Origin of the sequence: Nostoc sp. LPT (assembly GCF_017115165.1) — a bacterium.
GTDB lineage: Bacteria > Cyanobacteriota > Cyanobacteriia > Cyanobacteriales > Nostocaceae > Nostoc.
On the sequence record NZ_JABXKF010000083.1, the window covers coordinates 1 to 13,556 of the forward strand.

9 protein-coding genes and 2 pseudogenes are annotated in these 13,556 nt (G+C 41.1%); 5 read left to right on the top strand and 6 right to left on the bottom strand.

The window, feature by feature from the left end; all coding sequences use genetic code 11:
• Positions 1-691 precede the first annotated feature (691 nt).
• Together HWQ58_RS17965 and HWQ58_RS17970 are read right to left on the bottom strand one after the other, a co-directional pair.
• On the bottom strand, positions 692-2,494 hold the full coding sequence (locus HWQ58_RS17965) for a ShlB/FhaC/HecB family hemolysin secretion/activation protein (RefSeq protein ID WP_292865306.1): 1,803 nt from the start codon (positions 2,492-2,494) through the stop codon (positions 692-694).
• 419 nt (positions 2,495-2,913) lie between these two features.
• A pseudogene (locus HWQ58_RS17970) lies at positions 2,914-4,689 on the bottom strand (SWIM zinc finger family protein).
• 470 nt (positions 4,690-5,159) lie between these two features.
• Here HWQ58_RS17970 and lpdA point away from each other — a divergent pair.
• From lpdA to HWQ58_RS17995, 5 genes are all read left to right on the top strand, one after another.
• On the top strand, positions 5,160-6,590 hold the full coding sequence (lpdA, locus tag HWQ58_RS17975) for a dihydrolipoyl dehydrogenase (protein ID WP_292865308.1): 1,431 nt from the start codon (positions 5,160-5,162) through the stop codon (positions 6,588-6,590).
• A 104-nt stretch (positions 6,591-6,694) separates the two neighbouring features.
• The gene (gene trpC / locus HWQ58_RS17980; RefSeq protein WP_292865311.1) at positions 6,695-7,585 is read left to right on the top strand and encodes an indole-3-glycerol phosphate synthase TrpC; all 891 of its coding nucleotides are present in this window, start codon (positions 6,695-6,697) and stop codon (positions 7,583-7,585) included.
• Positions 7,586-7,826: 241 nt separating this feature from the next.
• Positions 7,827-8,078, top strand: coding sequence for a DUF5340 domain-containing protein (locus HWQ58_RS17985; protein ID WP_104907996.1), 252 nt, complete (start codon positions 7,827-7,829; stop codon positions 8,076-8,078).
• A gap of 117 nt (positions 8,079-8,195) precedes the next feature.
• Positions 8,196-8,858: a carbonic anhydrase gene (locus tag HWQ58_RS17990; protein WP_292865314.1), complete on the top strand. Its 663-nt coding sequence runs from the start codon at positions 8,196-8,198 to the stop codon at positions 8,856-8,858.
• A gap of 405 nt (positions 8,859-9,263) precedes the next feature.
• Positions 9,264-9,446 carry a hypothetical protein gene (locus tag HWQ58_RS17995; RefSeq protein ID WP_292865317.1) on the top strand — a complete coding sequence of 61 codons (183 nt, stop codon included), beginning with the start codon at positions 9,264-9,266 and terminating at the stop codon, positions 9,444-9,446.
• 208 nt (positions 9,447-9,654) lie between these two features.
• On the opposite strand, the pseudogene HWQ58_RS18000 reads toward HWQ58_RS17995, so the two are convergent.
• From HWQ58_RS18000 to HWQ58_RS18015, 4 genes and pseudogenes are all read right to left on the bottom strand, one after another.
• A pseudogene (locus HWQ58_RS18000) lies at positions 9,655-9,794 on the bottom strand (YqaE/Pmp3 family membrane protein).
• A gap of 141 nt (positions 9,795-9,935) precedes the next feature.
• Complete coding sequence (locus HWQ58_RS18005) at positions 9,936-10,280, bottom strand: translation initiation factor (protein WP_292865320.1); 345 nt, start codon at positions 10,278-10,280, stop codon at positions 9,936-9,938.
• A 278-nt stretch (positions 10,281-10,558) separates the two neighbouring features.
• A complete protein-coding gene (locus HWQ58_RS18010) occupies positions 10,559-11,053 on the bottom strand; it encodes an ureidoglycolate lyase (protein ID WP_292865323.1) in 495 nt (164 codons plus the stop codon).
• Between the two features lie 114 nt (positions 11,054-11,167).
• Positions 11,168-12,187, bottom strand: a complete 1,020-nt coding sequence (locus tag HWQ58_RS18015) for an RNA polymerase sigma factor, RpoD/SigA family (protein WP_292865326.1) — start codon at positions 12,185-12,187, stop codon at positions 11,168-11,170.
• Between the last annotated feature and the right edge of the window lie 1,369 nt (positions 12,188-13,556).

The window sequence follows — 13,556 nt, forward strand, 5'->3', positions numbered from 1 at the left end:
ACTCCGCCTCCAAATCATTTTCAGTCGGGGTTTAAATGGAACGTAGTTGCCACAACGCTCTTAACCCGCGCATCGCCCTTGGCGTCTCCCCGCAGGAGTTGGCACTTCTCAACTCTTAGAGACGCACTCGCGTTCGTCTGAAATGTCTAAAATGTTTGAATGCGTGAATGCGTGAATGCGTGAATTGTTAAGTGTGTTTTATGCCCCCAATAAAAATTAAATTAGCTGAAATTATATGGATTAATTACACTACCATTTGAAGGTTAATCCAATCAAAATATTGCCGGATAATATTGTGTCCGACTAAAGACTTATCATTTAGCTCACAGAGGACAGGGGGGCAGGGAGCAGGGTGAAAGAGGCTTTTGGGGTTTTTCCACAGATGCGGTAATTATAAGTAATTAACCGGACTTGAGATAACTTGCCTCTTCTAATATTTGTATACTCCCAACGGTAGATATATTGATAGACTGGAATAACTAAATTCTATTTTTGTATCATTCTATAGATAGTAGAAATAACTATTTTACAAAGTTATTATTCAACCTATTAATGCCTGAAAAACGTGTATGCACCCTGGAATTATAACCCAGGGTCTTTTTTATAAAAATTTAGATACTCATAGTTTTTTGATCCTTGACTACTGTCCATGTCCACCCTCAACTCTTAATAGAGTGGACATGGACAGCGGTTAAAAAGGATTATAGAGTAAACTAAAATATAGACCGTTTTCTTGTAATGTTCTCTCATTTGAGTTAACAGATATTAAAGGAATACCCCAGTCAAGACGAACGGTGAAGCGATCGCCTTGTGCCCAACGCAACCCCAGACCAACAGCAGCTAAAGTATTAGGATCGGGATCGGGATTATTTCTACCATAACTGTTCCAGCCAACACCAAAATCCACAAACGGGACAACTTGTAATGTGCTATTTATCTGGGGTAAGCGCAGAATTGGTACTTGAACTTCCGCAGAAACAAAAGTACCATTATCCGTCAGCAGATAATCTTGACGGTAGCCGCGAATGCTATCCTGCCCACCTAAGCCAAATTGCTCTATAGGCAAAAGTGTTCTAGATGCAAGTTGCGTATTTAAACGAAGTAATAGTAAGGTTTCAGGAGCTAAAAGGCGTGCCCACTGCGCTTGCCCTTGCCAAGCAAAAAAACGGCTATCAGGAGCATCTTGATTAACCGTGGCATTCAAGACATCTATGCCCAAACTGAATTGAGAGCGTAGGGCGATGACTTCCCGACTGTTACGATTCGTCCATTCTTGAAAAAATCGTAACGCAGATACCCTAGTGCGTCCCTGTTCATCAGCACCAGGCGAAAGTTCAGAGGCGGGAAGCCCTTCTCTCTGTAACAAGGACGAGATATCACTTTCTCGTCGGGAAGCTGTTAACCCCAGAGCGAATTCTTGTGTAGGAGTTTGGATTATTGGCTGGCGGAATGTCAATTCGTAGTAGCGAGATGCCGATTCGATATCTAAAATAGCGAAATCAGGCTCAATAACATTACTCGACGTAACACCATAGTTTAAGCTAAGAGTTCCATTGCGGGGATTAAGAGGCAATGTGTAGCTGGCATCAAATGAGTTGCTACCATCAGTATTGGTGTAGCCTAAACTCAGATCATCTCCCAATCCGAGTAAGTTGGCTTCATTCAATCTTAACCCGCGTCGGAAACTGCCAACACTGGGCGATCGCCCATTATCAAGAACTATTTGCCCACTAAAGGTTTTTGCCTCACTGATTTTAACTTCCAAAAGACTCGTACCCGGTTGCGATCCTGCTGAGAGTTCAGCAGTCACGTTTTTAATCAAAGGATTAAGTTGCAAAAGTTGCAGTGCCTCTAGTAGACGCTGGCGATTCAGAGGTGGTGATGTCGCGATTGCTAGTCGGCTGCGGACATAATTCGGATTCAACCGCCGAGTCCCAGTTACCTGGATATCTTCTAATTTACCTTCGATTACCTGAATTTTCACAACACCAGATTGGATTTTTTGGGGTGGAATCAAAGCACCAGAAGTAATGTAACCATTTTTGACGTATAGCTCAGTGATTTTAGAACGTGCTTGAAACAATTCAGTCTGTGAGATTGGGCGTTTGGTAAATTCAGCAGTGGCTTGGGCTAACTGTTGGGCACTGAAGACTGTACTACCAATAACTTCAAACCGCTCAACAACAATAGTTTGAGGAAAGTTGCCAGAGGGTGGTTCCTCAAGTGTGGGAGTTGGGGCAGAGGGTGGAAATAGTTCTGCTGGTGGGGGGAGTGGCTGTGGCACTTCAGGTGAGGGAGGTGGTGAAGGTGTGATGGGTGGTTGGATATCCTGTGGTGGTGGAATTTGTTGTGATAGGATGAAATTACTAGTTGGTAATTTTGTTGTCTCAACAGCCTGAGCTTTCAGTGGACTTAAAGATGTACTGCCCAGTAATAGAAGCATACTCAGCGGTAAGCAAGACACTATAAGATTCTGAGGGTATTTATCAATCATTGCACTGGACTATTTTTTGTTAGTAACTATGGGATTATACGGGGACTGCTTTAGATGTGAATCTTACTTCATCTTTTGTCGCTAAAGTTGATATTTTGAGCAAATCTCAATTTAAAAGCTAAATCATCTGGTTATTGCAGACTTAAAAGTATCAATGGGATACAGCAGTTTTCTTTTGCATGAAGTACAAAGCTACGCATTTTGACGCAAAAAGTAAAAACTCTTTATATCTGATGCGTGAGTCTTGCATTTTATACCTCAGTTACTTGCAAACTCCTGTATCTTGTGAAAGCAATTATGCATTGCCCAAAATCCTTGCTAGGTAAAATTCATGTAGTCAAAGGTTTCCCGTTAGCGTAGCGTCTTTGTTAAGAGAAGGGTATTGTGCCTACGTCATTTTCAGTCCTATATCTCATTCTTCACTCCATACCGCTTTCTTTAAACATTCCCATCAATTTACGTTTCCGAGCGTGGGTTTGCATCAAGTTTTCCCGATAGCTTAACCAGTCAGCTTTCTTCCCAGATTCCAGGTAGGCATTACGCGCCTTTTTCAACCATTCAACCGCGTAATAGTAGTATTCGGCTTTACCTGCATCCATAATCTTTTCGGCACGGCGACGAGCATTGGCAATCACCCAACCAGGATTATCAGGGATAGCAGCATCCATAACTCAGTGAATTAACTCTGAGCGATCAGAACTTAGTTCACTAGCGATCGCAATTGCATCATCAATTAGCCCCTCATGCAAGAATATATCCACCTTGGCTGATTCTGTTCCCCAACCACTATCAGTACGGACAATTCTCAGCAGGTCTGTTTTGACACTTTCCCAGTTTTCCCCAGCCAATTCTGCCATTTTTTGATAGTCCACAAAGGAGGGCTTTACTTGAAAAGCCGCCTTGATTGCTAATAAAGCAGCTTTACTATTACCCAACTCACTAGCTAAATCACTTGTCCAAATTCCCAGTTCATACTGACAATTACCTGGTAAATTTAATCCACTCTCGGCTATATCTAGTGCTTGCTGTAATGCCCCCTGAACGCTGAGTGTTTTCGCTAGGGCAAAGGCTTCTTCCATTGAGTTCATCTGGGTTTGAGCAGCATCAATTGCTTCTTCCACCCTGCCTAAACGCCCCAACATTGTCAGATATTGCTGAGTCTGCCCTTCCGCTTCTGCTAAATACAGGTATTCTTGATAACGTTCTTGACGTTCGAGAATTTTCAGGCGAATTAATGCCAAATCATCAGCATAATCTGGCACGTCTTCTTCCCAAGCTCCCCTTTCAGTAATGTTACCTTGGAGAACTTGTAGTAATGGTGGATAATCCCAACCTTGGCGTAAAGCTTCCATAACTAGACCAAAATCAGCATTCCACTCATCTTGCCAAGCTTCTAAATTTATTTGAATATCAACTTTTTCTTCTGGAGTAAGTTCGGCGATCAGAATTGCTTCACACCAAGCATTATTTAATTCCCCAACAACTTCATCATTTTCAGCGCCGTATTCGGCAACATCATCCCAATTTTCGGCACAGGTAGAGGTAATCGCTGACAAAATAGCGATCGCATTTTCACCTTCTCCCCGTTCGCTAAAATCAACCGCAGTTTGCACTACACTCAGCAAATCTTCGCCAATCGGGTCTTCTTCGTACCCCTCCTCAAAGTAGCGCACGGTATCCTTGAGAATCTGCCGTACTTGCCGCCGAAAGGGAGCGGGATCGAGAGTATTGCGGCGCACGAATTTTATGGTTGTTTGGTTGTCAGCAGGATTCGTCATCCAACTTACATGGCGGTCAATCGCCTCAATTAGGGGGGGGTATTCTGCTACCAACTCTTGCAGCAGCCTTTGAGTTTCGATATGATCCAGGCGATTTAGTAGTTCTTCAAGAGTGGGGCGCTGCTCAATATTTTCTGAGTTACGCGCACAAACGAGCATTGTCGCTACAATGTGTTTGCACCACCCTTCATAGTCGTAGGCACAGGTGCATTTTACTGAGGTTAACCCACTGCTATCGAAATTCAGGTTGACATGATAAGGTCTAGCTTCGGTGCCTACAACATCTGCCTGAAGCAGATGACCACGTTGGATAACAGCATTAACAGCACCAGCGTTATAATATGCCTCGCCCCGCTGGAAAGATTTGGCGTTGGCATGACGGTGGATAGTAAATTCACTAATTTGGGGAATAGACATCGAGCGATCGCCTGCGTAAATCTTCTGGATCAATCTTAAATCCAGCTTAGTGTTACGCTAACGCGCTGTAAAGAAAAAGGTGTGGAGAGTGGGGAATCTGGGGCCTCCTTTGAGGATAAGGGGTAATGGGAGTCTAGATGAGACTGCAATTTCTATTTATTAACTAGCTCAGAACTGAAATCAGCTTGATTACCTGTAAATACTCACTTAATTTCTTGTCGCTTTTGTAGGAAAACCAACCCATATAATGAAAATATCCATATTTTCGCCAGAAGTGAGTGAATCATAATTTGAGTTAGCAATACCCGAACCTGAAATCAGTGAACAGTCAACAGTAAACAGTCAGGGTAATGTAAGGTGAGGGATTTAGAGGTCAGCGATAAAACTGATAACTGATAACTGTTAAAAGGGTTGCGCTGATTGTCGAGTCAAGTTGAGAATAAATAGGCGAAGCACACGGGGAAACTAACGTGAGTCAAGGATATGATTACGATTTAGTAATTATCGGCGCTGGTGTAGGCGGACATGGCGCAGCCTTACACGCCGTAAGTTGTGGTTTGAAAACAGCAATTATTGAAGCTGTTGATATGGGAGGAACCTGTGTTAATCGGGGCTGTATTCCTTCTAAAGCGCTGCTGGCAGCATCTGGACGTGTGCGGGAGTTACGCAATGCCCACCACCTCAAGTCACTGGGAATTCAAATTGGTAGCGTGGAATTCGATCGCCAAGCGATCGCTAATCATGCTAATGATCTCGTCTCAAAAATTCAAGGCGACTTAACCAACAGCCTCAAACGTCTAGGAGTCGATATCATCAGGGGTTGGGGAAAAATCGCTGGGACGCAAAAAGTCTCTATTACCGGAGACGGTGGTGAAAAAACCATCACAGCCAAAGACATCATCCTTTCGCCAGGTTCAATTCCTTTTGTGCCTCCAGGAATTGAAATAGACGGCAAAACTGTCTTTACCAGCGACCAAGGTGTGAAGTTGGAATCACTACCAGAGTGGGTAGCAATTATTGGCAGTGGTTACATAGGCTTGGAATTTTCGGATATTTACTCAGCTTTGGGTTGTGAAATCACCTTAATTGAAGCCCTCGATCAGTTAATGCCAGGATTTGACCGTGACATTGCCAAACTTGCTGAACGGGTACTAATTACTCCCCGCGATATTGAAACAAAAGTGGGGATATACGCCAAAAAAGTCATTCCCGGTTCACCTGTGGTGATTGAGTTAGCAGATTTCAAAACCAAGGAAGATGTAGATGTCATCGAAGTAGATGCCTGCTTGGTGGCTACGGGACGCATCCCGGCGACCAAAAATCTTGGTTTAGAGTCAGTGGGTGTAGAACTTGATCGGCGAAATTTTATCCCAGTAGATGATCGCATGGCAGTGCTATCAGCAGGTGAAGTCGTGCCGCATCTGTGGGCAATCGGCGACGCTAATGGGAAGATAATGTTAGCACATGCAGCTTCTGCTCAAGGCATCATCGCGGTAGAAAATATAGTTGGGAGGGAGAGAATAGTAGACTATCGCAGTATCCCCGCAGCGGCGTTTACCCACCCAGAAGTCAGCTATGTAGGCTTAACTGAAACAGCAGCTAAGGAGTTGGGACAAACCGAAGGGTTTGAAATCGCCACAAGTCGGAGTTACTTCAAAGGAAATTCCAAAGCGTTGGCAGAAAATGAAGCCGACGGTATTGCCAAGGTGATATATCGCAAAGACACTGGAGAAGTCTTGGGTGTTCACATTTTCGGACTGCACGCCTCAGACTTAATTCATGAAGCGTCAGCAGCGATCGCAAACCGTCAATCTGTCCAAAGTCTCGCACATCTAGTTCACGCCCACCCGACACTCTCGGAAGTCTTGGACGAAGCTTATAAACGAGCGATCGCAATTTAGTTATTTGTTGTTTGTCATTTGTCCTTTGCTAATAAACAAGGACAAATGACTACCGATCGATGACTAGTGACTAATGACCAATGACCAATGACTAATGACTAATTATGCAAATCCGTCGCCGTTCACCTAACCCAGTTATTGCCGTGTCTATATTACGTTATCAGGCTGCCGTACCTGATGCTGCGCCAAACAACATTTTGGAAGAAATTGTCTGGCAGAAAGAAGTAGAATATGACCAAATGCGGGAAAAGGTTCCCTTACAGCAATTGCTTAAGCAGGTACTCACTGCATCGCCAACCCGTGATTTTGTAGCCGCTTTGCGCCAAGGTAAGACAAAGCCAGCATTGATTGCCGAAGTCAAAAAAGCTTCTCCCAGTAAAGGCGTTTTACGAGCAGATTTTGACCCAGTAGCGATCGCCCAATCTTATCAGCAAGGTGGTGCTAGTTGTCTTTCTGTACTCACAGATACCAAGTTCTTTCAAGGCAGCTTTGATAACTTAGCCAAGATTCGCGCTGCCGTAGATTTGCCCCTACTGTGTAAAGAGTTTGTGATTTATGCTTACCAGATATACTTGGCGCGAGTTCAGGGTGCAGATGCTATTTTGTTAATTGCAGCTATCCTGAGCGATCAAGATTTGAAATATTTCCTCAAAATTGCTAACAACTTGAAGATGGCAGCCTTGATTGAAGTCCATAGCTTGGCAGAACTTGACCGTGTGTTAGCCTTAGATGGAGTCTCCTTGATAGGAATAAATAATCGCAATTTGGAAGATTTTTCTGTTGATTTGCAAACTACTTGCCAACTTTTGGCTGCAAGGGGTAGACAATTGCAAGAGAAAAACATCTTTGTTGTCAGCGAATCAGGACTACACAACCCAGAAGATTTGAGTTTAGTGCTGACAGCAGGTGCATCTGCTGTACTCATTGGAGAATCTTTGGTAAAACAACCAGATCCCGGCGCTGCGATCGCCCGTATATTACCGAGGAATTTTTGAAAGAAACACCCCACCTGCCCTACAATGTGCAGGGCTGCACAAAAGAGTTGAACCAATTGGGCACACTATGCGTACACACGCAGCACTTTGCCATCAAATATCATCAATATCTTTGCCAAATCTTCATTGCTAATTAAATCAAAGCCATAAGTAACTAGTTATTTAGTATGTAACAATTTATTAACAAGAAACAAACTGTGACTAATACAAAATCCCAAATATGAAATCAAAATTGAACTTCATGGAGCAAATTCCTCTACCTTCGCCTATTCACTACGAACTTATACTTCAACTCTTAGAAAGACAAACTATGTTAGCAGTAAATGATAACCCAGATTTACGGCATCAGGTGAATCAGCTAATTATTACTCTCCGTAAAGCTGCTGTACAACAAAAGCGACTAGAAGAAATTTGCGAGTTTTCCTCTGTAACTATCGATCACCGTTGGTCAATCAACCATCATAACGGTAGCAAAGTTGTTGCCCCCGATTGAAAAAAATTGTCATCTTTATAAGATTTTAGTTCTGAGAAAGTTCATCTTGATTTAGACAAAACTGTAGATCAGTTAAAATAAAATATTGATGATATTCTCTCTCGAATTTGACGAAAGATGAAATACAACAGCATTCATGAACTCCTCAGAAATAATCAGGCTTGGGTTGCCGAAAAGCTAGCTCTAGATCCAACTTACTTTCAAGAATTATCTAGTGGACAAACACCACCTTTTCTATACATCGGGTGTTCTGATAGTCGTCTAGCATTAACAAAGTTTACCCGTACAGAACCAGGAGAGTTATTTGTACATCGTAATATTGCCAATCAAGTCTCTCTAACGGATATAAACTTTTTAGCCATTTTAGAATACGCAATTTTACACCTGAAAGTGGAACACATTATCGTTTGTGGTCACTACGATTGCGGAGGAATTAAGACAGCTTTAGAAGGGAGAACTATCGGAATTCTTGATAACTGGGTAAATCCGATTCGGGAACTGTATTTAGAGAAACAAGAAGAAATTGATGCCTTGCCAACAAGAGAAGAACGTCTGAATCGCTTGGCAGAAATCAATGTTGTAGCGCAAGTGAAAAATATTTACCAAACTTCCATCATGCGTCAGGTACTTTATGAGCGAAAAGCGCCTATGGTTCATGGCTGGGTACTAGATATACGCACTGGTTTAATCAAAGATTTAAACGTTTCAACTGTGCAATGGCAATTGCACATCTGCCCCTTGCTTCTAGAGTTTAGACTCTATGCCATGTTAAAAAGTTAGAGTTAATTCGGTATTTTCTGCCACACAAAAGCTTATATTAGAGACTTGATAAATATTGTTTTTACAATTTTTATTTACTGGGGTTTAGACTAAAAGCGATATGAGAGAACGCAAATTAAATGGAATTAGAGATTAAAATATTCTCAAGTCAGCTTCAAAGCATCGGCGACCTTTAACAATTATGTAGTATATACGCACTAAAAAATACTACAATAATTATAATCATGGGAAGAGTGGGAGAGAAACGAGCGACGCTCGTTTCTCTCCCACTCCCCTAATTTGATTATCATTATCTTTGGGCTGAGACTAGATGGGGAATTCACAAGAAAAAAGGGGTGTCTGATTGAATACAGTCCCCCTTTTGGCAGAAGGTGAGAAAAGAACTACCATTACTCACCTGCCAACATGAAAAATGCCAGACTTGAAGAGTTTCGTCAAGTAGCTTACAAATATTTAGGTTTCGCCAAAGATGCCACCTTTGAATTAACAGATGCGATATTGCTGACCCGCAATGTTTATTCCTTAGCAATTTACATTTCCGTAAAGCGGCAGCGCGTCCGATGCTACTCCTGCGGATTGAACGTTTGAATGCACAAGGTAACTTGAAAGTATATTTCAAAAATAAAGTAGTATTTTTAGATATTTTTGTTTAATTAAAATTACGAATACAAAATAGTTAATCTTATGGACTTTTTTATAGAGGCAATTCATGAATTGCCTCTATAAAAATCACTAACACAGATATTGGTACGCTTAACCTACTTATACAAACAAAAAATTATTTCTTAGCAATTATCTATATTGCATGAATAATTCCAGGAATGTAACCAAACAGTGTCAAAAGTATATTAATCCAAAAGTCTATACCAAAACCTACTTGTAAAAAACTCCCAAAGACGGCAGGAAAATGGCACACAGAATCCGAACTAAATCCATTTAAACCTCCTGTTAATCTCAGAAAATACAGCTTGTTGGCAAACTAATTTACCACTGTTCAAGCATATTTGTACCTCTCAAAGATAACATTCCCTCTCTTAATCTAGATAGCGGTTAAGATACGGTAAACCGCACTTAAGATTAGCCACCGCTAATTTTGGCTTTGTAACCTAGCTTGGTCAAAATCTCGACAATTTTCTGTTTGTGTTCGCCCTGAATTTCAATTTCGTTGTCTTTAAGTGTCCCACCTGTCCCACACTGGGTTTTCAACTGCTTCACCAAATCTGCTAAGGTTTCCGGTTTCGCTTGAAAACCGCTAACGACTGTGACGGTTTTGCCTTTGCGTCCTTTGCGGGAAGCCTGTACTTTCAGATTTTGTTGTGGGGGCAGTTCTGGAATTGGTCTTTCTGTGGCGGCGGAGTTATCGTTGCCAAATTCGCGGTAGACAAAGCTTTTGTTAGAAGATTGAGAATTGGAAGAAGCCATAAAATGAATGTTTAAGAAAATTTCAAAGGCAGTGGAAACTTCAACGCAACCATTCTGCTAGGATATCGATTTCTAGGCTAACATTAGACAATCCATACATCATAACCAAACTGACGTAATACTTGAACTAATTTTTCCTTCTGTTGGAAAGCCTATGAACAGAAGCTTTCACACCGCCAAACTGAAGCTCGATTTTCGGGCTTCTCCGGTCAGTTTTCCTCTTGCTAGTTAAATATTTTATTGATTTTTCTCTTCCTAAAGTAAAAAAGAGGGATTACCTAAACCATCTCAAACTCTAATTGATGACTCTTGAGAAAATCATGGGTGAAATGATCCACCATATTTGTATCAGCTAGTTCCAAATTATAAAAATCCACAGCTTCATGGTCAAAATGGGGACCAGCGTGCCAAGTACCCTCATTTAGCTTGATAAAACAATTCCCTGGAATGCGGAAAGCAGCAATCTCTTCTAATGCTGGTTCATTCACATTATTATGAGGAGGACAAACTGCAATTAACCAATCCTTCCCTTCCAAAGAACCCAGACATTGAGTGCATTGTACATGGCGAGTAATTTTGCTGAACTTTCGCCCTATCTTCTCCAACCGCATAACATAAAATCGTGGAATCCCGTTTTGCAGGTTTAACTGGGCATCTTCCCCATCGTAAGTTTTGCCATCAAGACTTGCAAAAATTACCTGTCCATAACGCCGAAAGTTTTCAGAAGTCACCCATTGTACCTGCAATTGTTGCACTGTCTTTGGTGTACTCATATCAAATCCTTAAGAGAGATTACTTGGGTTTATTTTCCCCCAGAATAACTGAATTTTATATAGCCATTATGGCGATCTCCTGAGTTTCAATACCCTAAATTATGAAAAATAACCTCAACTAGCTAGATAACTACGTACTTGTTCCTTTTGGCGTCGGAGGAGACTGAGAGCTTTTTGTTCTATCTGACGCACCCGTTCTCGACTAATACCCATGCGATCGCCAATCTGTGCTAAAGAAAGTTCATAGCCATCCGTTAGACCAAAGCGCAGGGTTAATATTTCTCGCTGCTGGGGAGACAGCTTTGCCAATAAGTCTTGTAAGTCTTGGTGGAGAGATTCTTCAACGGCATAATCTTCGGGGGAAGGGCCATCATCCTCCAATATGTCCTGCAATTCTGTATCTTGTTGTTCACCAACTCGTGCCTCTAGAGAGAAGGGTTGACGGGCTAAGTACAAACACTCTCGAACTTGGCTAGGTGTCAAAGATAAGGCAGTGGCAATTTCAGCAGTAGTAGGAACGCGACCCAACTGTTGAGATAATTCTCGCTGCACCCGTTTAATTTTGTTCAGTTTTTCAAAGACGTGGATAGGTAAACGAATTGTACGTCCTTGTTGAGCGATCGCCCGTGTAATTCCTTGACGAATCCACCAGTAAGCATAAGTAGAAAACTTGTAACCAAGAGCGGGATCAAATTTATCCACCCCTCGTTCTAAACCTAAAGTACCTTCTTGAATTAAATCCATAAATTCTAGGTTCCGGTGCTGGTATTTCTTTGCCACAGCTACCACTAACCGGAGATTAGCCTGAATCATTTTCTGCTTGGCCTGGTGTCCTAAATTTAGCTGTTGTTCTAGCACCTCTACACTTAACTCCACCCGCTCTGCCCATTCTTGCAGCGTGGGTTCGTGGTTTAATTTCACAGCCAATTCTTCCTTAGCAGCTAATAAATTCATCATCTGCTGCACTTGTTGGGCAAAAATAACCTCTTGTTCTCGAGTCAACAAATCTACACGCCCGATCTCTTGCAGATAACTACGCACAATATCATCTGTAGCTCGAGGCTTTTTATCTGCGCCTAAACTTTTTTTCTTCGTTTTTTGAACTTCGGTATGTGGAGATGTTAAGTTGCTCATGGTTATTTGCTCCTCTGTAACCTCATCAATTTATTGGTATCAAGTCTAGATATTCAGACCCACAGCCATTTCACACTGCTAATCAATAGATATCTTGCAAAAGTGCTTAATACCCCATCCCTTAATCTCCTTCCCGCTTGCGAGGAGGGGATACAAAACTACGCTTTGGCGGGGTGGGGTTCTTAATTTGTAATTTATGCAAGAGGTCTAATCAATTTGCAACACTGATGAATTCTGGTCTATGATACATTACAAGTTAATTGTTGGAGATAATAAACCCAAAATCAACCTACCCCTTAATAATAACATCATCACTAGTCACAAATCAATTATCTAAAGTATCATTCGGATATCCTTTGAAGGAATTCCATTTCTTTATCATTTATTTTTGCATATTTTAAAATACAATTAACATTTAATTAGTTATCCGATGCGATTACTGAAAAAAGTAAAAAATACCGAGCAACGATTTCATTATCTAAGAGATAAATTATTAATATCAACTCTCAAAATATCACAAAAAATTCATTTATTGAAGTGTTATTAGTCTGTTATCAAGAGATGTAATATTATTAAATAAAAACTTATTAAATATAAAATATCCATTTTTGACCTCATTTTTTTGTAATACAATCTAATCATATCAAGCCAGGTGCATAGCGGGTGATCGTTAAACATGAAAGAACTTCTCCTGCTCCCCTTCTTTAATAACAGCTTTCTTTAAGAATCTGGTCAAATACTTAGTAATTAGGCGTCTGGTGAAATTAATTATGCGGTATCCAGAACACTTGCACAGACGTAGCACTGCTACATCTCTACATTCATTCTTACTCATATCTCTTTCCTAAGATTTAGGATCACCAAGAAGACGCAGATATCTGTGACAATCGCACTTGTGTCATAATTGCACGCAGACATCTGCACTAGATGCGGTATTATCAACTTGATTACTCCTAGAGACATTTTATGGACTAAAAGTACTAACAGTGGTAACACTAACATCAAGGATAATACTTGGCAAGACAGCAACACCCGCGATCGCCCTAATATCCTCTTAAAGGGAAAATATTTTTGTGTAAGGGTGCTTAGTTGATTGTTATGCACAATAGCTTGAAGAACAACGTTCCCACTTTTTGGATAAGTCGGAAATAGTCTAAGACTCCTAATTAAGCAACATCTCACAGCTTTCTTGCTTACTAGTTTCAACTTTAAGTTGACACAACAGCATAGTTGTGAATTTATACAGATGATTGGCTTATTGCAAAGATTTTTGGAAAAATCGTACTATATTAAAGTTTTAATCTAACTCTTCAACCATCACCTTAGTAGATATTGATTAAGAAAAGCATTTACCTCATTGGCGCATAAC

Bases quoted from the DNA above. Each gene is read 5' to 3' on its own strand.
- HWQ58_RS17995 (WP_292865317.1), top strand. From the start codon at position 9,264: ATGAAAAATGCCAGACTTGAAGAGTTTCGTCAAGTAGCTTACAAATAT.
- trpC (WP_292865311.1), top strand. From the start codon at position 6,695: ATGCAAATCCGTCGCCGTTCACCTAACCCAGTTATTGCCGTGTCTATA.
- HWQ58_RS18005 (WP_292865320.1), bottom strand. From the start codon at position 10,280: ATGGCTTCTTCCAATTCTCAATCTTCTAACAAAAGCTTTGTCTACCGC.
- HWQ58_RS17990 (WP_292865314.1), top strand. From the start codon at position 8,196: ATGAAATACAACAGCATTCATGAACTCCTCAGAAATAATCAGGCTTGG.
- HWQ58_RS17985 (WP_104907996.1), top strand. From the start codon at position 7,827: ATGGAGCAAATTCCTCTACCTTCGCCTATTCACTACGAACTTATACTT.
- HWQ58_RS17965 (WP_292865306.1), bottom strand. From the start codon at position 2,494: ATGATTGATAAATACCCTCAGAATCTTATAGTGTCTTGCTTACCGCTG.
- HWQ58_RS18010 (WP_292865323.1), bottom strand. From the start codon at position 11,053: ATGAGTACACCAAAGACAGTGCAACAATTGCAGGTACAATGGGTGACT.
- HWQ58_RS18015 (WP_292865326.1), bottom strand. From the start codon at position 12,187: ATGAGCAACTTAACATCTCCACATACCGAAGTTCAAAAAACGAAGAAA.